Genomic DNA, 23,978 nt, shown 5'->3' with positions numbered 1-23,978 from the left:
CTAATTTAAAAATTTAGAATGACACCCATTTATAGTTTTAAAGAATTGAAGCACCAGAATCTAGGGGTTAATAAACATACAAATTTAGGTGGGTGTCATTTAAATGAAGAATAGTACTGCAATTTTAAGTTGCAGTACTATTTGCAATCTAGGTATAAGAATTTGGTTTAATTGTAACTATATTCGCTTTGCGTATAGTTATGCGTATTGCTGATCTCAAATTGGCTTTGCTGCGCTAAATAAGACCGACCTGCAGCTAAGCCTAATTTATGATCAAAACGTAAATCGTTATTTGAACTACCTAATAATTTGCTATGCAGTTTTTCGTCTGCAAAAATTTGTATTATTTCCACATCACTTGGTGGATTTGCAATAAACTCAAGCTCATCTAAATACGCTTTCTCGTGCTGTATTAAGTAGTCCAATGTTTTTGGACAATAGCCTGATGCTATAGCAAATGTTCTTAGCTTTTGTACCCATGCAGATTGCGCTTGAAAATTAGCGTCAACCGTTCTTATTACAACAATTTTACGTGCACCTCGGTTGTAAGCCTCACGCACGGGGAGTGGAGCGGCTAAACCGCCGTCTAGATAAAAATCGCTCTGTGCTTGTTCTTCAATAAGATGTGTTTCATTCGCTGCTTTTGCGTTTAACCAAGGTGTTAACTTTACACCTTGTTTGTATAAAAACGGGAGTGCGCTAGAAGCCTTTAACAAATCACGCCATTGACCACTATCACCTGTAGGCGATAAGTAATAAGCTTTTCTGTCTCGTGCGTTTGTGGCTGTTATAAGTAGTTCACGCTCACCTAAACTAGTTTTCGCTGTTTTGAAATCTATAGCTCTGTTTACTTCAGTGGTTTTGTCAAAGTACCAATCTAAATCAACTATATGCTTACCCACTAATCCACGACCAAGCTGAAAAAAACGCTTATTACGCGAAAGCCCTCTGATCAGGCGTTTAGCGTAGCCTTTTTGGCGCGCTAAGTAGCTAGTTAAGTTTTGCGAACCCGCTGAAGTACCAATGAATAAATCAAAAGGGTCATAGCTTTGCTCTAACCAAGCATCAAGTACGCCAGCTGTGAATATCCCTCGCTGCCCGCCACCTTCAGCAATCAGAGCAACTTTTGGCTGCGCTGTTTTGTTAACTGAATTAGTTGTTGCGGTGTTTAGAGAGTTCACGGTGTACCTGCCTTTAATTTTATGATGTCTGGTTTAATAGCTACATTATAAAAAACAAAAGTGATATCTTAAAATTGATTGTTTAAATCAGTTCAATTGAAAAAACAGAACGGTATATAAAGCAAAATATTTACTAAAAATAGCAATCAAATTTACTTTGAATATTTAAATAACAAATACAGACATCACTTAAAGTTAATAAAATGAGTTAAAAAAGTTTAACTTTTGATGATGTCTATAATCTTAACAAGCCCAGAGTGTACGCTTGCTTAACTAACTATATTTTAGTGTTTTATTTCCATTAAAATTTCGAGTGCACGGTGGCGTTTTTCACTATCGAATACATCATTGGTAAATATAAACTCATCAACTTCTAGCTGTTTAGCTATCATCTCTAACTTGTGTTTAATACTTACATGTCCGCCTACTACGCTTAGACTTAAAAAGTTCTCTACATGAGCGCGTTCTTGTTCGCTCCACAACCCGTCCATGCTTTCAACAGGCGGTTTTAGCCACAGCTCATTACCGCGTATAAGTTCGAGTACACGTTGCTTAGAAGTAGTCGATAAATATTGCGCTTCATCGTCGGTATCTGCAGCCACTAAAGGCAGTGCAAGCATTACGTATGGCTTATCAAGTACGCTTGATGCTTTAAATTCGCGCTTATACAACGCTATTGCATCGTGCACAAAGCGCGGTGCAAAATGCCCTGCAAATACATACGGTAACCCTTTTTGCGCCGCTAGTTGCGCGCTAAATAAACTCGAGCCTAATAACCAAATCGGAACGTTTGTGTCCTCCCCCGGTATAGCACGTATAGGATGCGTACCATTGTAAGGACCTAACAATGTTTGCAGTTCAGTTACCTCACCTGGGAAATTTTCTGCGCGGCTCATATCGTTGTTTAATGCACGACTCGTTACAGGATCGCTACCTGGGGCACGCCCTAGCCCTAAATCTATTCGCCCTGGATATAAGCTCTCTAATGTACCAAATTGTTCAGCAACAACTAATGGGGAGTGGTTTGGCAGCATAATACCGCCTGACCCAACGCGTATCTTTTTGGTATTACCTGCAATGTGACCAACCAAAATTGAAGTGGCCGCACAAATTATACCTGGCATATTATGATGCTCAGCAAGCCAAAAACGGTTAAAGCCAAGCTCATCAGCACGTTGAGCGTATTTAGTACTTTTATGAAGAGTGTTAGTAACGCTGTCCCCTTTGATCATGGGGGCAAGTTCTAATAACGAAAAAGGAATGGAATTTAACAAAATAGCAGCTCCTAAAAATGCATGCTAACAATGTATTACATCATTAGCATAAAACACTTAAATGGGTCTGCTATTAGGTCAATTCAAGTTACGCAGTGGTATTAGAGCAAAATAGGTATATGTTATTTTGCTCTAAGGTATTCAAGCAAGCTGTGCATCACGTTGGCGCAGCTTTTTATAGCCTTCTGAATCCACGCCTTTTTTCCAATACCCTGAGGAAACAATATTACCGCGTGGTATATTAAATTGCTCTGTTAACAATGTCTTTGCTTTACGCACAAGCCCAGCTTCCAATGCCATAAATACAATGGGAGGCTCTGCTGTAATGTGCAAATTTTGAAGCGCGCTTAGTAGCACTTCGTCAGCGTTGTCGGTAACAAGCCAATTAATATCGCGGCTTGTTTCTAAATCAATAATGTCTTGCTCAGTGGGCGCATGTACAAAAGCATCAATTTTTGAAGTTAAAGGTAATTGCTGCGCATACCCCTTTATTGCATTTACCGATGTTAAATCCCCTAGCAACACATAATGCGAATGCCCATAATTATCTAGCTTTTTAGGGCCTGGGCCTGCAATACCTACCTCATCACCTACTTTTGCAATTTTAGCCCAGTCAGTTGCCGGACCTTGGTGCATATTTATAACAAAATCAAGTGTTAACGCGCCTGTTTGTGCATCTACATGCCTTATTGTGTAAGATCGCATACACGCTGTTTTTAAGTTAAAATCTACTTCACCATTTTTTGGGATCAGTACTTTTACATAGTTACCAATGTGCTGTGAGGTTAAGTCGTTAAAATCATCAGAGCCTACAACAATGCGTTGTAAGTGTGGTGTGATTTGCTGCGTACTTAATATGTTAGCTTTGCGAATTTGTTTACCCATGCATTACCTCGTTTTACAAAACTTGGACTTTAATACCAACTTGCATAAATCTTTGATCAATTTAACAAATTAAATAAACCCCATATATAAGCAGATTGGTATAATAATTAGCTGCTATAAAAGCAGACATTGCACAACGCCCCATTGGTTGATAAAATCAACTATAACAAGTTAATTGACTTTGTCAACTACATTGAGAGTTTTATGAATACACCTTTATCAAATACGCTATTTGAATTGATGCAAAATTACCGCGTCACAATTCGTGAAGCAATTAACGCAGGCGAACTTGGTATAAATGCTATGCACGTACGCTGCATACATATTATCGCGAACGTAAATAACTGTACGGCTAACGATATTGTTACTAAAACGCAGCGCGACAAAGCGCAAATAGCACGTTTAATTAAAGATCTTATTGGCTTAAATTTAATAAATAAACAGGCAAGTGAGCACGATAAGCGCTGCTTTATTTTGTCGCTCACAGAGCAAGGCAAAGTTCTTTTTGATAAGTTATTAGCCTCAGAGCAGAAAATAAATAATCAAATGTGTAAAAACTTAAAACCTCAGCAAATCAAAGACTTTTTAGATATCGCACAGCAAATGATCAAAAATATGGATTGATCGGTTATACATTTCTTGGCATAACTTACACAAAACGCATATACTGTACACTTATACAGTATATGCGTTTTAGGTTGTGTTATGTTTGTCATTCCCATTTATATAGAAGCAGGCGTGTGTGGTTTTGAATCGCCCGCAGCGCAGTACACCGAGCTAGGTGTAACCCTTGATGAGCTTTTAATAAAGCACCCAAATGCTACCTTTATTGGCCTAGCATCGGGTAACTCTATGCAAGAAGTCGGAATTTTTGAAGGGGACTTATTAGTTATCGACCGTGCAGAGCCTGCAGAAAATGGTGACGTTATTGTTGCTAACTTAAATGGTCTTTTTGTATGCAAGCTGCTTGATAAAACCAATGCGCGGCTGCTTTCAGCTTCTTCTTTACATAAGCCTGTACAACTAACCTCTGCAGACGAGTTTCAGCTCGAAGGCGTAGTAACGCTATCAATAAGAATGCACAGGCAAAGCCCAGAGTTACTAAAATGTATGCCTTAGTTGATGCTGTGTCGTTTTATGCCAGCGCCGAAAAAGTATTTGACCCTGCTATTCGATCCAAACCCGTGGTTGTACTTACCAATAACGATGGCTGTGTATGCGCTATTTGCCCTATTGCTCGGCGCTTAAATATTCCTAAATTTGGCCCGTACTTTAAAGTTAAGCATTTACTTGAGCAAAACAACGTTGTTATTCGCTCTAGCAATTACGAGCTTTATGCTGATTTAAGCGACAAAATGATGAATATCATCGCTCGCTTTTGCGATACACAGCACATATACAGTATTGATGAATCGTTTTTGCACTTTGATGGCTACACATCATTAATTAAAGACTGGCATGAATACGGTCATACAATAAGGCGCACAGTATGGCGCGAAACAAAGCTTCCTGTAGGTGTAGGTTTTGGCCCGACCCCTACTTTAGCAAAAGCCGCTAACCATGCCGCTAAAAAGCTCAGTGGTTTTAATGGTGTTGCAGTAATAAATAGCGAACAAACTCGCCAAGCTATTTTACAAAGAATGAGCTGCGAAGATGTGTGGGGAATAGGCCGCCGGCTAGCTAAAAAACTTAAAATAATGAATATACACACCGCCTGGGATCTTGCTCAGCAAAATCCTAGAGCAATGCGCCGTGCATTTAGTGTGGTTGTTGAACGCACAGTAAGCGAGCTTAACGGAATAACATGTTTAAACTGGGATGATGTGCGACAAGACAAGCGGGAGATTTATTCAACCCGTAGTTTTGGAGAGCGCATATGTGAGCCAACAGCACTTAAAACAGCGCTAATTAACCATGTAACCACAGTGGCTAATAAACTAAGAACGCAACACTCGCTCACTCACCAGCTTTATATTTTTGCAGCCAGTGGCGCGCACGAAAATAAATATTATAAAAAATCGTTTGTGTATAAGTTCCCCTCACCCACTAACGACACCTGCGTGATGGCTAATGCTGTATCTGAGGTATTTAATAAGATTTACCAACCCGGTATACGGTTTTATAAGTGTGGTGTGGGTGCGGTAGAGCTAATATCAGAACAGTTTCAGCAAAATGACTTATTTAATAAAAGCCCTGATAATCCTAAACTTATGCAATGCTTAGACACAATTAACAATCGATACGGAAAAGGAATGCTAAGCCTTGCAAGTAGTAAATTAAATGACCGGTGGCACATGAACCGTGATTTTTTGTCGCCGCAGTACACTACGCGTTGGCGCGATATCCCTAAAATATACTGCGAATGATTTGCTACTTACTACTTACTAGATGCTTTATTTACTCTCATCTGCTTTTTTAAATGTGCACTCTACATTGGGTTCGCTCAATGTGTATTTAAGTGTGTTATCAGCTAAAAATTTGATACTTTGACTGATTGTTTTTTCGTTTGCAGGGCTTTCACAACGGCTCATTCTTAAGCCGTTTTCAAGGCCATCACTTTTATATTTAAGCGTGCTGGTTATAAAGCAAAAGTTTGGTTTTTTAATGGTTCGGGTACCATTGTGGAGCGATCCAAATACAATTTGCTCACCAAGTTTAAAACCAGCACTTAAATCACTTTCATCTGTCAAACTCAAATTGCTGTTAACGCATAACCCTGAGTTGCTCGACACAACTTCGTAGGCTCCCAATTTTGACTTTAAAAGCGGTATAAATCGTGTTTTATTACTCGGCTCAGAAAAAGCATTTGCACTTGTAAAAGCGACAGTTAATAAAGCGAGTGTTAAATATTTCATTTCGTGGGTGTATCCTCGTGAGTCAGCGTGTTAAATAATAGCAAAATGCCTAATCACTTAGCTTTTATAACTTTTAACAACTATAACAGAGATTTACTATAAAAGGAGAGAAGTCGTATTCAGGAACTAAGACACGAGCAGCTAAGGGAGCTTTGCTCGACTATTACTGATTCTTACATGTGTGTAAGCCAGTAAGATAACGCAAGAGCAATTACCGATCCCATTAGGTTACAAACCTCGTGCCACAAATAAATCCCTTAGATTGAACACATTTAAATCCACAAAGATTCATCCTAGATACTGCATTACAAACCATTTTGCTGTTAAGTACTTTAGTTAATACGTACTTAAACAACAAAACGATTTATATCAATGCGCTTACTTGTAGGGAAATTGAACTCATAAAATTGTTTGAATAGCGCTCAAATCACTGTTTATTTTATTGCCAGTACTTTGCAAATAATAAAGGGTAGCTTTGCTTTAAAAACTTAGGTTTGTCTTTAAAACGTTTGCCTTTGGGTTCATCGCTGCCTGATGGAATAAACGGTAATTCATCTTCGCTGCGTTCTTCAAATAATAAACCGGCTATTAAATCATACTCATCAATATACGGGTAAGGCTGCTCATTTAAGTAATAAACAGGTGTACACTGCGCTAGCGAATCAGCATTTTCTAAAGCGTTTTCAAATACTGTTTTACCGCGCGAAATTAACCAACATCTAAACTCGCTAAAACCGTAATCGTCGTTACATCCAGCCATCACAAAAGCGGCACCAAATAAATCCCAGGTAAAACATTTACGCATATGTATGCCAAAGTGTTTATCAAAATCAATAAGGTGCTGATCGCTTAAATCATTAAGTTTGTTTTTTAGGTTATCGCTCACACTTTGCGGATCGAGCCCTAAATCAGGCGTTGTTACTAAATCCCAAAAAGCCTGCTCTGTTAATGTTGCCATTATAAAATCTCTTTTACTCGGCCAACTTGACCATCTTCTAAACGTACTTTGATACCGTGTGGGTGATTTGGTGATTTTGTTAAAAGGCGCTCAACCACACCCTCAGTTAATGTGCCGCTGCGTTGATCTTCTTTTAATACAATATTTACTGTGGTACCTGGTGAAATTTGCGAACGCGAAGGAACAGCCATAATTTAAACCCTAAAAATAATTTATCTAATTATAACGTCCATGTGATGTCATACCAACTAAACCGCTGTTAATTGGCTAAAAATGAGATGTGTGCTGGTTTTGCGTTCAACTTAATAGCTGCTAGCTGGCTAAGTATAATCTGCGTTAACTCATCAAGTTGCGGTTTTGCATCTTCACGGGCTACCTCATCAATAAAGTAACATTGTACTTTTAACGTGTTTACTTCGTTATTTAAATCAACTGTATGCGTTAGATAATCAAAACCAATTACCATTTCTTTTATTGCTTCGCATGCATTAGTAAGCGCTAAGCGAATTTGCTTATCGCGCTGTTTTTGAGTTTTAGTCATAAATATAAAGGTTACTTATTTAGTCTGGGCTTGTTGCTGTTTTTTAAACTCTTCGTAGTTAGAGTCTTGTTTATCTAGGCATTCGTAATATTCTTTGTCAGCTTTGTAGTTACACTCATCAAGGCGCGCCGATTGAACTTCATGAAAACGTGCATCAGAGCTGCAACCAGCCAAAACACATGATCCAATAATAAGTAATGCGCTGCTTTTTAGTTTATTGATAAACATTAAATTTCCTTACACTTTCTATATCGAAAAAGCGTTAAATTATTACAGTATTATTGTATATTAGCGCCATAAAATCTTAATCTCCAAAGGATCTATTTCTATGATGTCGCAGTTACAAAAGTTGTTTCAGCGTATAGACAAAAGCAAGATATTTCAATCATTTGTTATAGCTGTAATTATTGTTTCTGCCCTGACAGTAGGTGCGCACACTTACTCACTACATCCTACCGTAGAGCTTGCTCTAAATTGGATGGACGTTGGCATTACCGCATTCTTTTTAATTGAACTAGTAATCCGCTTTATTGCAAGTAAAGGCATAAAACATTTTTTTTCTAAAGGATGGAACATATTCGACACCATCATAGTATTGGGCAGTTTATATCCTGCTGCTGGCTCTACTATGTTAATTGCTCGATTACTTCGCATATTTAGAGTACTGCGATTAGTATCGATGATCCCAGAGCTGCGCTTATTAGTTAATTCATTGCTTAAAGCCATTCCACAAATGGGTTATATAGCCCTATTAATGTTTGTTATTTTTTATATATACGCTGCAATGGGCAGCATGATGTTTGCTGAAATAAACCCCGTACTTTGGCAAGATGTTTCAATCTCCATGCTTACTCTGTTTAGGGTGGCAACATTTGAAGATTGGACCGACATAATGTATGAAACAATGGCGGTGTACGAACTAAGCTGGATTTATTACCTTACGTTTATATTTTTAACCGCATTTGTATTTTTAAATATGATGGTAGGTGCCATTTTAGAAGTAATGAGTGAAGAGCACCGCAAAGCGCGAGAAGAGCTCGCAGACGACAGCTCATTACCTGCAACGCAAGGGCAAGTAAACGAACTACAATCCCAAATTGCTGAGCTTAAAGAGCTATTGAGTAACCGCAAAAACTAATCTGAGAAAAGTACTAAAGCACCCACTTAAAGTTTAAAAAGTGGGTGCAGCTTAAGTATTTAACTAAAACGAACATTACCAAAGAGCTTTAATTCTCCTCGTTATCAGATTTTTCATCCGTATCTTCAAAAGAAATAACGTTATCTACTTTCATTTTAAACGCATCAAAAAATGCGTTTTCTAATACCGAAATCACAGCTTGAAAAGTCGAAACATCCGTATTATCTAATTGCCCCTCTATAGGGATACGTGCAGCAACAAGTTTAGACTCATCGTTTTCGAGTATAGAGCCCAGTAAATCAACACTGCCTTCAAATATGGCCGTAAATATTCCATCGTCATCTTTTTCTATATCTTCGCGCCACGAGAACACACTCAAGTTTTGAACGCCCGCTTTTACATAACCATTTAAGTTATTGTCTTTAGCCACCAATTCCATAGCGCCATCAATGCCACCCGCTTCAATATCAAAAGGCGTGTATACCTTAAATACAGTATCGAGGTTTTTAACAGAGAAACGCTGTACCTCTGCGTTAAAATCAAAATTGGCTTGTTTGCTAAAGGGATCTAATTTGCCATCAAACTTTAATGCGGCCTCCCCCATTAATGCACCTTCTACGCTTAGAGTAGTCACTAGTGTTTTTGATAGGTTTTGCGCGTTAGTTATATTTTCAATTCGAGCGTTGATATTTGATATAAAAGTGGGTTTTTCACCGCTATTGGTTGAGTTAACTAAGGTTAACTTGCCTTGCTCAATTATTAAGGTATCAATAGAAAACAGTACTAAATTATTGGCGAGACCTACCCAAGTAGTTTCGTCTTTTACTTGTTTATTTTGCTCAGAAGCATTGGGGTCTTTATCATAAATAACTATTTTAGGGCGCGTAAACGCCATGTTTGTTACTAAATTCCCTTTTAAAAGGGCTGACCACGCAAGTGAAAAATCGAGAGTTTGAATACTCAGCAAAGGCTTAGGAGCTGAAGTTGCATCAACAGCATAAATTTCAACGTCGTCAATTGCGTAGGCACCGCGATATAAAAACAAATCTACATCACCAACATGCCCCGTAACACCTTGCGTATGTTTTAGCTGATAATTTACATACTGCTGAAGCGCATAAGGTGCGGCTATTCTGGCAATAATAAGGACTAATAAAATAACCGCTAATGAGTTAAACCATTTGCTATGAAATACATTAGAAACCGAGCTCATTGTAATTTCCTTTATCTAATACTTTCAAATGAGCATTTTAAACATGTAAGAATTACGCAAAATTGTAATAAGACTACGTAAATCGTATTTAAAATACATCGTTAATAGCCTAAGTGAAGTTAAAGTGGCTAATTTAAGTATTAACAGCAAAGGTTATACCAATTTAAAATTGCTACAAAAAATTGGGTTTATGCAGCAATGCTTAACTAAATAAAAACAGCGAGTACCTTTAATATATCAAGGATAGTGCTTGATCAAATCTAACTGGTTTACTGAATATAAAACCTTGGTATTTATCAATTTCTAAGCTTTGTAATAACGTTAACTGAGCTGGGCTTTCTACGCCCTCCGCTATTACTTGGCAACCTATCATATGCGACATGTTAGTTACCGCAGATACAATACTTTTATCTTTTGAGCATTCACAAATGTTATCAATATAAGATTTATCTATTTTAATGTAATCAACTGACAACTCTTTTAAAACCGATATAGAAGAAAACCCGGTACCAAAGTCATCAATAGAAATACGCACTCCAGTATTTTTTATGGCCGTAATCACTTTTGACAAATACGGTAAATTTTTAATCATGACTGTTTCTGTTATTTCTAAATGCACATTGTATGGTTTAACTGCGTATCTATTTAAAAGCGCAACTAAAAAATCTAAAAAGTTATGGTTTTCTAGTTGCAACACCGACACATTAATCGACAATCCAATATTACTATTTACGGCATTTAGCCTACTTAAGCTCGCAATAGCTTGCTCTAGTACAAATTCGCCGAGTATATTAATTTTTCCATATCGCTCTGCAATATCTATAAATTCTGAAGGGGGAATAAATTCATCATTAAACTGCCAACGAAGTAGTACTTCAAACGTAGTTATTTCATTTGTGCTTATATCAACAATAGGTTGATAGCACAGATGAAAGTCACCTTTTTCTACGCACTCTTTAATTGAGCTGCGAAGTACTTCTTCTCTTTTAAGCGATTCATGCATTCGCTCGTCAAATACCGATATTTCATTACGGCTTTTCTTACCTTCATACATAGCTACATCAGCGTATTTAATAGCCTCTGCAAGATTAAAATTTTCGCGCGTAAAATACAGCCCAACCTTAAAAGAGGGATTTACTTGATAGCTGTCCATGCTTACTGTTTTCGTTAAGGTTTTAACTAATCTAAAAACACAGTCAAAAAGTTCGTCTTCGGTGTTAGTGCGAGAATAAAAAATAAACTCATCACCTCCCCATCGACAAGCAATAAAGTCGCCTTGGGTTTGTGTTTCAACTAATCGTTTACCTGTTTGAGCCAGCACAAAATCACCAAAATCGTGACCGTATTTATCGTTGATGATTTTAAAGTCATCCATATCTAAAAATAAAACAGCTTTAATATCATCATTTTGATTGGCTAAATCAAGTTCAACATTAGAAACAAAGCTCCCCCTGTTAAACAATTTAGTTAGGTTGTCTTTTTGCTCTAAAGAAATTATTTGTTCGGTACGAAGTTGCACTTCGTTTTCTAAGTTTTCAATAAATTGATCTAACTTAAGTTCGTTATTAATTGATGATTTTACATCTTTTGCACTACGTGAAGCCGTTATAAAACACAAAATAAACCATAAAACGAGCCCTAAAACACCTAGTACATTCTCATCTTCAATAGGCTGTAAAAGTAATAAAATACTAAAAGGAACCAATAAGCAGGTTATATACGACAAGGAGGAACGAATATCTGAAGCTAAAACATTAACGCCTCCACCAGCAAGGGAACTAAAAACAACCAATGATACAAATTTTTCCTGCATTTGCATGTTTTCATAAAACAAAATAGGAAAAGCAGCCCATGTTAAAGCCGTTAATAATAAACCTATAAAATACAGATGATATTTAAAAGCATGGGTGTTGTTAACAAATACATGGCTTGCTATTCGAAGTAATGAAATAAATGATAACGTAAAAAGCCAATAAAGTTTTTCTTGCGGGGCGCTGTGGTTAATACTGCTAAAAATAAGAAAACAAGAAACAACCGTGTTTATAGCAATTGCAGAACTAAAATAGGAGCTAACAAATGCTAATCGCTTATTGGCAAAGTTATTTGTGTGAGAGGTCATTAATGTTACTTGAATAGGCTGTTGCACAATGTAAACAGTTTACTTAAGTTCAATAATAAACAAAAGTGAACATTCATAAAAAAGTATTGTTTTAGCCTCTTAAGCGGTTTTATAAGCCATTAAACTAAAAAGGGCTGGCAAATTGCCAACCCCTTTTGTTAATACTGATTATATATTATACCAATTCGCTTAATTAAGTGATCTATTTTGAGGGAAGAAAATAGTGTCGATAACAAGGCAAAAATTTCGTTATTTAGTTGTTCTATATCAAAAATATTTAACGTAGTTAACGTCAGATTTAACCCCCTCAAATTGATTAAGTATTATTGCGAATTGGTATTACTCACCATCAACAATTATGCGTAGCATACGACGAAGTGGCTCTGCCGCGCCCCATAAAAGCTGATCGCCAACTGTAAATGCGCTAATGTATTTTGGTCCCATAGCTAATTTACGAATACGCCCAACAGGAATGCTTAAAGTGCCCGTTACTTTAACCGGTGTTAAGTCTGTGGCACTAATTTCACGCTCGTTTGGAATTACCTTAACCCACTCATTATGAGAGGCTAAAATTTCTTCAATTTTTTCTACGCTAATATCTTCACGTAATTTAATGGTCATCGCTTGTGAATGACAACGCATAGCGCCAATACGTACACATAAACCATCAATAGGTACTGGTTGCTTAGAAGAGCCTAAAATTTTATTCGCTTCAACCTGTGCTTTCCACTCTTCTTTAGACTGACCGCTTGGCATTGGTACGTCAATCCACGGGATTAAACTGCCCGCTAATGGCACACCAAATTGGTCTTGTGGTAAGTCTTTTGACGCCATTGTTTCACTGACTATTTTATCAATTTCTAAAATAGCAGAACTTGGGTTATCTAATTGCTCAGCAACACTTGCATGAATAGCGCCCATTTGTGCAATAAGCTCTTTCATATTTCGTGCACCAGCACCAGAGGCTGCTTGGTAAGTCATTGGGCTTACCCATTCAATTAGGTCTTGCTCAAACAAACCACCTAGTGCAAGTAGCATTAGCGATACTGTACAGTTACCGCCCACAAACGTTTTAACGCCTTGCTCTAAGCCTTGTTCAATAACATCTTTGTTTACGGGATCTAGCACTATTATGCTGTCCTCACTCATACGCAGTGATGAAGCTGCATCAATCCAGTAACCATCCCAACCCGACTCGCGTAATTTTGGATATACCGCATTGGTGTAGTCACCGCCTTGGCAAGTAACAATAATATCCATTTTAGCAAGTTCGCTAATGTCACTTGCATCTAGCAATGGTTTTGCGTCGCCTGCTATATTAGGGCCTAGTTGACCCGCTTGTGAGGTGGTGAAAAAGGTGGTGTCGATATGGGCAAAATCACTTTGCTGCTGCATACGTTCTAATAACACAGAGCCAACCATGCCACGCCAACCGACTAATCCTACTTTTTTCATTGTTTGTTCCACTGTTTGATTCATAAAAGATGCCTTAATACATTAAAAATTAAATTCATTGCGTGAGATTTAATTTTCATTAACGTCAAAATAACACCACCAGCGCGCTAAAACTAGTGAATAAAGTAGAACTTAAATATTTTTCATAGTCATAAAAAAGCCCTGTATTAAATACAGGGCTAATAGGTAATTAGGTTTTATTATATCCCCCTTCCTTGGGTAGAAAATTAAAACTCGTAGCTAAAGCTTAAACTAAACTCAGTGCCTTCTTCTTGACGCCAAAGTGTTAAGTTTTCTTGTTCAATTTCTTTTTCTTGGCCAAGTATATTTTTAACTTTAAAATTAACTTTAGTATTAAAGTTAGGGAAGTAAGAATAAACTAAATCAAGAGAATGAAATGACTTTTCTTCTGCGTCTTCGTTACCACGCGTACCTGGTACAATTATGCGCGGCCCAAACACGTTATAAACAACTGAAGTAGAATGAAAACCATCAGCAGAGTCATAACCCATTTGTAAGTTTGCTACCCATTCAGAATGACCAACTAAACGACGTTTATTATTAGTAACAATGTTAGAAACAGAGTCAGCTTCAAGCGCCTCTTTTAGTTGTTGTTCAAATAATGAATCAACCCCATCAGCATCGTTTATGCCAAGCTCAACACTTGAATCCGATAGAGTAACGTTACCTGATAAAAATATGGCAGATAAATCATTATGAATAAAACTAAAGTCAGTTAAAAAGTCTACCTCAATACCTGTTAGTTCACCCGACTGCGCATTTGCTGTTAGTAATTGCGGAGCAGCTCCACCAACACCCGCTAACTCAACCATTTCAATTGGGTTTTCAATATCTTTATAAAACAAAGCAACTGATAGATTGTTTCCTGAAGGCATGTACCACTCAAACCTAAAGTCAGCATTTTTTAGCTTAGAGCTTTGAAGTGTAGGCGAGCCTCGCACTAAAAACTCTGTTAGTGGGTCAACATAATAAGTTGAGCTTACATCACGCATATCTGGGCGAATCGTCGTTTCACTTAAGTTTAAGCGAAACTGCATTTCTTCATCCATAATATAAGTAATTGCTAAAGAAGGAAAAAAGTTATCTTCTTTTATTGCAACTTCGCTCACTTCTTCAATTGTTCCATCAAAGAAATTAGTATGAGCCTGAAAAGGGACTGATATTTGAGAAAAGTCTTCCCAACGAATACCACCGGTTATACGCCATGTGTTTTCGTAGAAAAAGTCGGCCATAAAATAATAAGCGTCTAACTTATGTGCAGCGCTGTACTTATCACCATCTGCGGTACCATCATCAAAAATACCAGAGCCTGTAATACTTGTATAAAACTCACTATTAGCTAAATTTTCGTCAGAAAAAATTTGGTCTATGTTTGAGCCAAATGTATATTCATCTGTTATACCACGGTGCGTAATACCAAATTGAATATTACTTGCATCACGTTTTTTTTCAGAAAAATCGCCACCCACCTTAAGCTCTAACTCATATCCATCACCATAAAACGGGATGCCCATATTCCAACCATACGTATCTACGTCATCATGCAAAGTTTGATAATCACGCGTTACGTTAGTAGCAGCAACATCTTGTAACTGCTCTGATTCAAATACACCATCATTTAAGTTAGTTTGAAAAACAACATCTAACGCACCTGGAGCATCCCTGTTGGCGCGGCTTGTACCTGCATACCAATCAAAAAATAAATTTTCTAATTCAGGAAAATTATGCGTCCCTTTGAGCTGCGTAGAGAACATTTCACGCTCTTCATACATAACGTCAACACGGCGTAACTCAGTAACACCTTCTTCAGACTCGTTAGCATCGAAAAAGTCACGATTACGCACTCTGTCACTCATATCATGAAGCGCTATATTCGTTAGTTCAAATTTATGGTTATTATTAAATTCATAACCTAAATTTAATGTGCCACTCCAACGAACGGTTTGTTCAGTAGATATGCCATCATAAGTTTGTGCAAAACATTTATCTTCGCAGCCCAAACTCCCTAAATTTGTACCGCTTTGCTCTTTAACTACTTCCCATTCATTGTCATAGGAAACAGCGGCTAGAACGCCAAAAGTACCTACTTCAGACTCAAACCTATCACCTAGTGCTACTGAAAAATTCATGCCTGGATCAACGTCTTTCTCAGTAGGTCCAACTTGCCAATCTAGAGATTGTAAGAGCGCTTGACGCTGCTCAAGCGAAGTACTGCTGTCACCTTCAAGTCCTGCATCACTTTTAAGCGCTGTAGAAATTAATGAAGGTAAAGCACGTGTACCATCATCGCGCCCCATCCAATCATCATCACCACCACTGTAAAAATAACCGGTGTCACTGTTAGAGGTGTTATATGAAGTACCCAACTGTATTTTAAACAAAAAATCAGAAGGAATAGATTTGGTGCGTATATTTACATTACCACCACCAAAGTGCGCTGGCATATCAGGAGAAAACGATTTCTGCACACTTAAGCTTTCAATAATATCCGATGGAAATAAATCCAGTGGAACAACTGATCGAGTGGGATCTGGGCTTGGCACATACATGCTATTAAGTTGGGTACTTGAATAACGCTCACCCAAACCACGAACATAAATATATTTACCATCGACTAAGGTTAAACCTGTCACACGACGAAGCGCTGAAGCTGCATCGCCATCACCTGTGCGTGATATTTGATCAGCACCCATAATATCAGCAACAAATGCCTGATTTTGACGCTCTTGTAGTACTGCGCCTGCACTACCTTTTAGTCGCTGGCCAACAGCAACTACTTCTTCTATTTCTTGCTCTTCGGCTTCGGCTGCTATAGCTGTGTTTACTGATAGCCCCATAATTGCAGCCATAACTGCGCAATTTAGTTTACATAGAACAAGAGAAGAGGGTTTAAAAGATTTCATTTTTATACTCCGAAACAAAACAAGACATTAGCCGAGCTTTCGCTCGGCTATAATGTGGTTTGGATTAAAGACCTACCTTTACCCAACCTGCTGTCCAGTCTGTTTGTGCATCCATTGCACCAATGTAATCTACTGAATCAAAGTAACTATCTAGGCTTGAAGAATCAAAACCATTACCTAACAGTAATGACTCAGCCGAAGGCATATATCCGTTATCTGCTAAACCAAGGTCTGTGGCTGCTTGCACAGAGTTACCTGTTTGGCCTAAGAACCAAGACTCAACATTACCAGTACCAATTGCTTGCGTACCAAAGTTATTTGCCGTTTCACATGCAACAACTGAGTGAGTAACAGTTAATGTACCATCCTCTGCGCGAGGAGCTGAATCTGAACCTACACGTAAACAATTTGAATAATCTGCCCCACCTGTCACAACCACGTTTTTAAGCATACCCGCAGTGCCTGCACGTAGACGTATACCGTTAACCCCTACATTACCAATAATAGTAACATTAGAAATTGTAGGCATTGTGAGTGGTGTTGCACTTGAATCAAACTCAGAGTTATCCGCCTCAATTGCATTATCACCTGTTGATTCGGCTTGCTTGATAAGTACGTATTGCGCTTTACCCGTCCAACCAAATGACCAATCTAGTGAGTCATCACCAATATTAGTTAAAACAAGGTGACTGATGTTTGCAGTACCACCGAAAAATTCAACACCATCGTCCAGATTTTCATGAACATGAATGTAATCAAGCTCTGTTTGACTACCAACACCCGCAAGCGTAATGCCGTTTAACTCATCTCCGTTACCAAGCGTTTTACCTGCTTGTTTAACTGCCACGTATTTTAAAGTACCTGAGTTATCTTCTGGATCATTACCACCAAATTGGCCAGCGTCACCTTCAGCAGACACACCACAGTTCGCAAGCTCATCAGCGGTAGCTTCGCCTTCTTGATCGCCACACGAGTTAGCCGGTGCATTACCTAAAAGCACTAAACCGCCCCATTGACCAATAGTCGTTTCGCCACCAGTAACATCTTCAATAGACGTCATAGTAATTGGCTGAGTTGCACTGCCCACGGCCTCTATTTTAGAACCACGGCGAACAACTAAAAAGTCATCACCCGACTCGCCAATAAGCGTAGTACCAAATTGAACATATAAAGTCGTTTCATCAGCGCGGTCATTACCTACGGCTGTACGGCCTTTTAGAATCCAATGTGCATCGTTAGTTAATGTTACGTCTGAAGTGAATACAACATCAGAAGTTAACTGATAAACTGGCTTGTCTGTGATTTCAGGAAAGCTCGCTGATACATCAGTAGCAAAACCCTGCTCTAAGGCGTTTTGAATATCATCAGGAAAACTTGGTGTTATAGCGACTGTCCAACCATCCATCCAGTTATTATCGCCATCAAACGCACCAATATAATTTGTTTTAGTAAAGAACGAATCAAGGTCTGACGAATCAACACCCGAACCTAATAATGGTGAGCTAGATTTAGGTGTAAAGCCATCGGTTGCTAAACTAAGGGCAGCAGCTGTAAGCGTTTGGTTACCTGTTTGGCCTTCAAACCAAGATTGAACGTTACCACCACCAATTGCTTCACTACCAAAGTTATTATCTTCACTACATGCCACTACTGAGTTTTCAATAGAAAGCTCACCAGATTCTGCATTTGCTACAGAGTCAGAACCCACACGTAAACAGTTTGAGTAACCTTCAGGTCCTGTAATTACTACATTACGTAGAACGCCCGCTGTACCTGCACGTAAACGAACACCGTTAGTACCATCAGCACCTACAATTGTTACGTTAGAAATTAGTGGCTTTGTTAAAGGTGTAGCATTTGAATCAAATTCTGAGTTATCCGCTTCAATAGCGTTATCACCACCAACAGCACTTTGTTGAATATAAATATTTTGCGCACGACCTGTCCAACCAAACGACCAATCAAATGCATCATCACCAATGTCAGTAAGTACTATGTTACGAACATTTACAGTACCACCAAAAAACTCAACGCCATCATCAAGATTTTGATGAACTTGGATATATTCTACTTTTGTTGCAGAGCCTACACCCGCGAACGAAATACCATTAAGCTCATCGCCGTTACCAAGAGTTTTACCTGCGTGCTTTACGACAATATAACGAAGAACACCTGAGTTATCATCGCTAATATCGCCACCAAATTGTCCTGCATCACCTTCTGCAGATACACCACAGTTAGCAAGTTCTTCAGCAGTCGTTTCACCAGTTTGATCGCCACACGAGTTAGCAGGAGCATTACCTAAAAGTACTAAACCGCCCCATTGACCAATTGTTGTTTCAGCGCCTGTTACATCTTCAATAGATGTCATTGTAATAGGTGCAGTTGCATTACCATTTGCGTTAATTTGCGAACCACGACGAACAACTAAAAAGTCATCACCTGATTCACCAATTAATGTCGTGCCTGCTTGAACATAAAGTGTTGTAGCGTCTGCACGGTCATTACCTACTGCAGTACGGCCATTTAAAATCCAATGTGCGTCATTTGTAAGTGTTACATCCGCTGTAAACGTTGTATCTTCAGCTAAGCGATATACTGGTTTATCTGTAATTTCCGGAAATTCGCTAGAAACATCTGATGCTAAGCCTTGTGCAAGTGCATTATCAATATCAGTAGGAAAGCCACCATTAATACCAACAGTCCAACCTTCCATCCAGTTAGTTGAGCCATCAAATGCACCAACTTGAGTATTTGCAATAAGGGGCGAGCCAGCAAGTGGTGTATAACCGTTGTCATCTAGCATTAAATCAGCTGGAGTAAGTGTTTGGTTAGCGTCTTGGCCTTCAAACCAAGATTGTACATCGCCACCGTTAATAACTTCGCTGCCAAAGTTATTCGCTGCAGTTTGACAAGCAACAATAGAGTTTGTAATCGTAAGTGTGCCATCCTCTGCACGAGGTACTGAATCAGAGCCTACACGTAAGCAGTTTTCATAAGTAGCTGGGCCCGTTACAAATACATTTTTAAGAACCCCTGCAGTACCCGCACGTAAACGAATGCCGTTATTGCCCTCAGCACCCACAATTGTAACGTTTGAAATAGTAGGTAGTGTTAATGGTGTTGCACTTGAATCAAATTCAGAGTTATCAGCTTCGATAGCGTTATCGCCTACGTTAGCCGCTTGCTGAATATAAACGTTTGTAGCTGAGCCCGTCCAACCAAAAGACCAATCTAGCGAATCGTCACCAATATTTGTAAGTACAACATTGCTTACATTAACTGTGCCACCAAAGAACTCAATACCATCATCAAGATTTTCATGTACTTGAATATAATCAACCGTAGTTGCAGAGCCAACACCGGCAAACGTAATACCATTTAACTCATCACCATTACCTAACGTTTTACCGGCTTGCTTAACAAGTACATACTTTAAAGTACCTGAATTATCATCACTGATATCGCCACCAAACTGACCTGCATCACCTTCAGCCGACACACCACAATTAGCAAGTTCATCAGCTGTTGCTTCACCTTCTTGGTCGCCGCAAGAATTTGCTGGCGCGTTACCTAATAATACTAAACCGCCCCACTGACCAATCGTTGTTTCTTGAGCTGTAACATCTTGAATTGAGGTCATTGTAATGGGCTGACTTACAGTCCCTACCGATTCAATTTGTGAACCGCGACGAACAACTAGGAAGTCATCTCCTGTTTCGCCAATAATCGTTGTACCTTGCTGAATATAAAGCTTGGCGTTATCTGCGCGATCATTACCAACCGCAGTACGGCCATTTAAGATCCAGTGTGCGTCGTTTGTTAACGATACATCAGTAGTGAACACGGTATCTGCAGCTAAGCGATATACGGGCTTATCTGTAATAGATGTAAACTCACTAGAAACATCAGTTGCTAAACCTTGAGTTAGTGCATTATCAATATCAGTAGGAAAGCCAGTGGTAGCATTTTGTGAATCATCACGTGATGACGTTTCACCACTTGTATCGTCACCGCCTTCAATAACGTTAGTTACTGTATCACCTTCATTAATAGTTGTGTCGCCTTCAGATACTACTAAGTCTCCACCACAACCAGCTAAAGATACTGCAGTTGCAATCAAACTTACTTTGAATAAGTCAGATAATTTCATTGTTCACTCCGTTAAAGTATTTAATTATTTTTTAGGTGCTCAAATAAACTCAAGTCACCATAAAACACTTAAATAATGCTTTAAGGTCACTTGAGTTTAGCTGCGGTTACAATACGGGAGACTTATGACAAAGTAGTTACAGTTTAATAACCATAAGATGACAAAAGTAACTTATTTAAAATCAAGCAATTGGATGCTTTTAGAGACGATAAAAACCGCCCTGAGGCGGTTTTAGTGTTGCGATTATGAACTGGTTTTACACGCGTTACTTGTTAATTAGTAAAGCGCTTTAATATTTACAGTAAAGCTGTTCTAAGTGTTTCTGCATGCACTTTTTCGCGCTTTACATATTTGATCCACTGCTGTGCTAAACGCTGAGATTTTTTATGTTTTTCTGCCTGCTCAAACGCTAAAATTGATGCATCAAAATTTTGCATGTTGTACTGCGCCATACCCAGTGCAACAAATGCATTTGATTCAAAATCAAGACCACCTTTATCAAGTGCTTTACGCGCTGCATCGGCGGCTTCTTCATATTGCTCTGTATTTACAAATACTTCGGCTAAACGTTGATCGTATTTACCGTGCTCAGATAAATCAGCAGCTTTTGCAAAGTAGGTAATAGATTTTTCATCTTCTTTAGCTTGGATCATCGCCTCGGCAACAAAAGCGTAGTTTTTTGCTGTTTTTTCAGCAATATCTTTATCAATGGCATCGCTCATCACTTTTGCAGCTTTAAACGCTAAACCATTGTATAAATACACTTGCGCTAATTGGCGTAAATCAGATTTAGAGGTTAAAAATCCTTGCTGGTAAGCGGCTTCAATTACCGCCAACTGTTGTTTTTCCCTACCTGTTTCACCATACATACCCGATAACTGCACCCAATACTCAGGCTTATTATAAAGCTTTACCATGCGCTCAAGCACTTCAACAACTTTGTCAGTTTGATTAAGCGAGTAATACATTGCACGCTGTAATACTAACCAGTTTTCCTTAGGGATTTTGCCTTCGCTGTCGCTTAAAGCAATCACTTGAGATATGTACTCAAGCCCTTTTTTATAATCTTTTAACTGATAGTATGTTTGAGCCCTTAACAAGTAGTAGCCTTCTGTTTTAGGCTGAGTGTTAATACTGTCCCAATCATCTAAAAAAGAGATAACTTTAGTGTAATCACTATTAGCCATAGCCAGTTGAGCCAAGCTAAATGTAGTGCTTAAACGAAGTGACTCAGGAATGGCTTCCTCAGCTACCACTTTTTCAAACGAGGCAATCGCTTTTGGTAAGTCGTTTTCGTTGTAATAAATAAACCCGTAAAAGTTATGCATCATTGCCACTTCGTACGAGTTCATGCTTGCAGCTCGCTCTTGAATGCTATCAAGCGCTTCAAGTCCACCTTTAACATCACCATCGTCTGCAAGTTTTTGGGCACGAGCAAGCTGGCTATAAACCTTTTCACGTAGTGCTGGTACACGTTTCGTTTTTTGTTCTTGCTCTGCATATGCCGTAGCTACATGTAGCCCTGGAATTAGGCTTAGAGCACTTGGTGTAACAATACTTGTACTGATCGCAGCGGTACAAAATAGTGTTAACTTTAAAAGTTTAGCTGTAGGTAGTAATTTCATAATCGCCTCGCATTTCTGTCCGTTTACTCGTGGTTAATTACTAATTAACCGCTAATTTGGAAAGATATTTTGTTCTGAACACCCGCAACTTCAACGGCTTCACCGTTTACTACGCGCGGTTTATATTTAAATTTAAGGGCTGCATCCATCGCAGCTCTATCAAAAAGTGACTCAGGCTCTGCTTTTACTACTTGTGGGTCGCGTACAGTGCCTTGTTTAGTTACTGTAAATTCAACAATCACGTAGCCTTCTATGCCACGTGATAACGCACGGCGCGGATAAACTGGGGCCACCTTTACAATCGGTAAGTATTCACCATCACTTGTTTCAAGTGCTAACCCGCCGGCTAAATTTACATCCGCATCTACATTGGCACCAAAGTCAAAGTTGTTAGCATTTGCTGTAGCATCACTATTTTGCATTTGCGGTGATTCCATTGGTGGTGGCGGCTCTTTTGGTGTTGGTGGCTTTTGTGGCTTACGCTCTTTTTTTTGTACGGTTTCTTCTTTTTTCAAGCGAACAAAATCAAGTACGTTACCCTTTACCGGATCCGTCATAGCGCCTTCACCGCCAGTGATCAGTGCCTGCATGCCTAAAAACAACATAAAGGTCACTACACCGGCTATCACTAATGCAACTAAATATCGCAACATAACTAGCCCTTAAGACGCATCTTGTGCGGCAATTGATACATCAAATGCGCCCGCCGCGCGCGAGGCATCCATCACCTTTATTAACATTTCGGTAGTGGCTTTTTTATCTGCTTGAATCACAACGCTACCTTGTGGATTTTCTGCTTTTAAACGCTCGATATTGGCTTGTACTGCGCGTACATCAATTTGACGTTTATTAATCCAAATCTCGCCTGTATCAGAAATAGCCACTAAAATATTAGCACGCTCTTTTTTAACAGCTGTTGCGGCTTCTGGGCGGTTTACATCAATACCGGCTTCTTTAACAAAAGAGGCAGTTACAATAAAGAAAATAAGCATGATAAATACAACGTCTAACATTGGGGTCATGTTTATTTCTTCAGCTTCGTCTTCTTGAAATAGGTTTCCTAACGGGGCTCTCATTTTTATTCTCCTAGGATAAGTGGCTTTATATAAGCCGCTTATCAAAATTTTGCTTAATGGTCTAAAACCATGCTGTCTTGTAGTAGTTCTACTTCGCGCTTAGCTTTTCGTTGTAAGTACGTTGAGGCAAATACCCCAGATAACGCACCTACCATGCCTGCCATTGTCGGAATAGTTGCTTTAGATACCCCTGATGCCATTGAACGCGCACTACCTGTGCCAGTAATTGCCATTACATCAAACACTTCTATCATGCCCGTCACCGTGCCTAACAAACCAAGTAGCGGGCACAAAGCAACCATCACATTAATCAAAGAAAGATTGGTGTTTAAGCGCATACCAGCTCGCGATATCATAGCTTCGCGTATTTGCTCTGCATTCCAGCTATCTCGTTCTGCACGGTTAATCCAATTGGCTTTAAGAGCGTGTTTATAGCTTCTAAAACCATTAAAAAAGTAAATAAATCGCTCGAGTATCAATAACCACATCGCGAAGATTAACACCCCGATGACCAAGAGAACTTGGCCACCAGTGTCGAGAAAATCACGGATAGCATTGATTGAATCAATCAATAGCACCAT

21 protein-coding genes are annotated in these 23,978 nt (G+C 38.9%); 4 read left to right on the top strand and 17 right to left on the bottom strand.

What is annotated here, in order from left to right; all coding sequences use genetic code 11:
- Positions 1 to 167 precede the first annotated feature (167 nt).
- The 3 genes from H5160_RS04190 to H5160_RS04180 all read right to left on the bottom strand — a co-directional run bounded on the left by H5160_RS04190 (position 168) and on the right by H5160_RS04180 (position 3,340).
- Positions 168 to 1,181, bottom strand: coding sequence for a patatin family protein (locus tag H5160_RS04190; RefSeq protein ID WP_182736839.1), 1,014 nt, complete (start codon positions 1,179 to 1,181; stop codon positions 168 to 170).
- 284 nt (positions 1,182 to 1,465) lie between these two features.
- Entirely contained in the window at positions 1,466 to 2,455 is a 990-nt protein-coding gene (locus H5160_RS04185; RefSeq protein WP_007583209.1) for an LLM class flavin-dependent oxidoreductase, read from the bottom strand.
- 141 nt (positions 2,456 to 2,596) lie between these two features.
- Complete coding sequence (locus H5160_RS04180; RefSeq protein ID WP_024597584.1) at positions 2,597 to 3,340, bottom strand: siderophore-interacting protein; 744 nt, start codon at positions 3,338 to 3,340, stop codon at positions 2,597 to 2,599.
- A 204-nt stretch (positions 3,341 to 3,544) separates the two neighbouring features.
- Between H5160_RS04180 and H5160_RS04175 the strand changes: the two genes are divergently transcribed.
- From H5160_RS04175 to H5160_RS04165, 3 genes are all read left to right on the top strand, one after another.
- Positions 3,545 to 3,964 (top strand): MarR family winged helix-turn-helix transcriptional regulator, encoded by a 420-nt coding sequence (locus tag H5160_RS04175; RefSeq protein ID WP_024597583.1) that lies wholly within the window; start codon positions 3,545 to 3,547, stop codon positions 3,962 to 3,964.
- Between the two features lie 81 nt (positions 3,965 to 4,045).
- A complete protein-coding gene (locus H5160_RS04170; RefSeq protein ID WP_004334808.1) occupies positions 4,046 to 4,459 on the top strand; it encodes a S24 family peptidase in 414 nt (137 codons plus the stop codon).
- Positions 4,447 to 5,706 (top strand): Y-family DNA polymerase, encoded by a 1,260-nt coding sequence (locus tag H5160_RS04165; RefSeq protein ID WP_182736838.1) that lies wholly within the window; start codon positions 4,447 to 4,449, stop codon positions 5,704 to 5,706. Before H5160_RS04170 ends, H5160_RS04165 begins: the two co-directional genes overlap by 13 nt.
- 27 nt (positions 5,707 to 5,733) lie before the next feature.
- On the opposite strand, the gene H5160_RS04160 is transcribed toward H5160_RS04165, so the two are convergent.
- The 5 genes from H5160_RS04160 to H5160_RS04140 form a co-directional block, all read right to left on the bottom strand.
- Positions 5,734 to 6,195 (bottom strand): hypothetical protein, encoded by a 462-nt coding sequence (locus H5160_RS04160; RefSeq protein ID WP_004334802.1) that lies wholly within the window; start codon positions 6,193 to 6,195, stop codon positions 5,734 to 5,736.
- Between the two features lie 439 nt (positions 6,196 to 6,634).
- Positions 6,635 to 7,153, bottom strand: a complete 519-nt coding sequence (locus H5160_RS04155) for a DUF4240 domain-containing protein (RefSeq protein WP_024597581.1) — start codon at positions 7,151 to 7,153, stop codon at positions 6,635 to 6,637.
- Complete coding sequence (locus tag H5160_RS04150; protein ID WP_004334795.1) at positions 7,153 to 7,344, bottom strand: YwbE family protein; 192 nt, start codon at positions 7,342 to 7,344, stop codon at positions 7,153 to 7,155. The genes H5160_RS04155 and H5160_RS04150 overlap by 1 nt, the downstream gene beginning before the upstream one ends.
- A 68-nt stretch (positions 7,345 to 7,412) precedes the next feature.
- Complete coding sequence (locus H5160_RS04145; RefSeq protein WP_004334792.1) at positions 7,413 to 7,694, bottom strand: hypothetical protein; 282 nt, start codon at positions 7,692 to 7,694, stop codon at positions 7,413 to 7,415.
- 15 nt (positions 7,695 to 7,709) lie between these two features.
- Positions 7,710 to 7,922, bottom strand: a complete 213-nt coding sequence (locus H5160_RS04140; protein ID WP_182736837.1) for a hypothetical protein — start codon at positions 7,920 to 7,922, stop codon at positions 7,710 to 7,712.
- A gap of 100 nt (positions 7,923 to 8,022) precedes the next feature.
- Here H5160_RS04140 and H5160_RS04135 point away from each other — a divergent pair, with 100 nt between their 5' ends.
- A complete protein-coding gene (locus H5160_RS04135; protein ID WP_007583228.1) occupies positions 8,023 to 8,832 on the top strand; it encodes an ion transporter in 810 nt (269 codons plus the stop codon).
- Between the two features lie 88 nt (positions 8,833 to 8,920).
- On the opposite strand, the gene H5160_RS04130 is transcribed toward H5160_RS04135, so the two are convergent.
- The 9 genes from H5160_RS04130 to H5160_RS04090 form a co-directional block, all read right to left on the bottom strand.
- Positions 8,921 to 10,045: a DUF748 domain-containing protein gene (locus tag H5160_RS04130; RefSeq protein WP_182736836.1), complete on the bottom strand. Its 1,125-nt coding sequence runs from the start codon at positions 10,043 to 10,045 to the stop codon at positions 8,921 to 8,923.
- A gap of 229 nt (positions 10,046 to 10,274) precedes the next feature.
- Positions 10,275 to 12,164: a bifunctional diguanylate cyclase/phosphodiesterase gene (locus tag H5160_RS04125; RefSeq protein WP_220491133.1), complete on the bottom strand. Its 1,890-nt coding sequence runs from the start codon at positions 12,162 to 12,164 to the stop codon at positions 10,275 to 10,277.
- A gap of 339 nt (positions 12,165 to 12,503) precedes the next feature.
- Positions 12,504 to 13,643, bottom strand: a complete 1,140-nt coding sequence (asd, locus tag H5160_RS04120; RefSeq protein ID WP_182736834.1) for an aspartate-semialdehyde dehydrogenase — start codon at positions 13,641 to 13,643, stop codon at positions 12,504 to 12,506.
- 203 nt (positions 13,644 to 13,846) lie between these two features.
- Complete coding sequence (locus tag H5160_RS04115) at positions 13,847 to 16,543, bottom strand: TonB-dependent receptor domain-containing protein (protein ID WP_182692812.1); 2,697 nt, start codon at positions 16,541 to 16,543, stop codon at positions 13,847 to 13,849.
- Between the two features lie 64 nt (positions 16,544 to 16,607).
- The gene (locus tag H5160_RS04110) at positions 16,608 to 20,696 is read right to left on the bottom strand and encodes a hypothetical protein (protein WP_182736833.1); all 4,089 of its coding nucleotides are present in this window, start codon (positions 20,694 to 20,696) and stop codon (positions 16,608 to 16,610) included.
- A 296-nt stretch (positions 20,697 to 20,992) separates the two neighbouring features.
- On the bottom strand, positions 20,993 to 22,321 hold the full coding sequence (locus H5160_RS04105) for a lipopolysaccharide assembly protein LapB (RefSeq protein WP_182720330.1): 1,329 nt from the start codon (positions 22,319 to 22,321) through the stop codon (positions 20,993 to 20,995).
- Positions 22,322 to 22,365: 44 nt separating this feature from the next.
- Positions 22,366 to 22,971: an energy transducer TonB gene (locus tag H5160_RS04100; RefSeq protein ID WP_024597386.1), complete on the bottom strand. Its 606-nt coding sequence runs from the start codon at positions 22,969 to 22,971 to the stop codon at positions 22,366 to 22,368.
- 12 nt (positions 22,972 to 22,983) lie between these two features.
- Entirely contained in the window at positions 22,984 to 23,397 is a 414-nt protein-coding gene (locus H5160_RS04095) for a biopolymer transporter ExbD (protein ID WP_004334764.1), read from the bottom strand.
- A gap of 53 nt (positions 23,398 to 23,450) precedes the next feature.
- Positions 23,451 to 23,978 carry a MotA/TolQ/ExbB proton channel family protein gene (locus H5160_RS04090; protein ID WP_010552929.1) on the bottom strand — a complete coding sequence of 176 codons (528 nt, stop codon included), beginning with the start codon at positions 23,976 to 23,978 and terminating at the stop codon, positions 23,451 to 23,453.

This window comes from Pseudoalteromonas sp. SG43-4 (assembly GCF_014164325.1).
Taxonomy (GTDB): domain Bacteria; phylum Pseudomonadota; class Gammaproteobacteria; order Enterobacterales; family Alteromonadaceae; genus Pseudoalteromonas; species Pseudoalteromonas distincta.
This window is presented reverse-complemented; position numbering and strand designations above follow the sequence as displayed.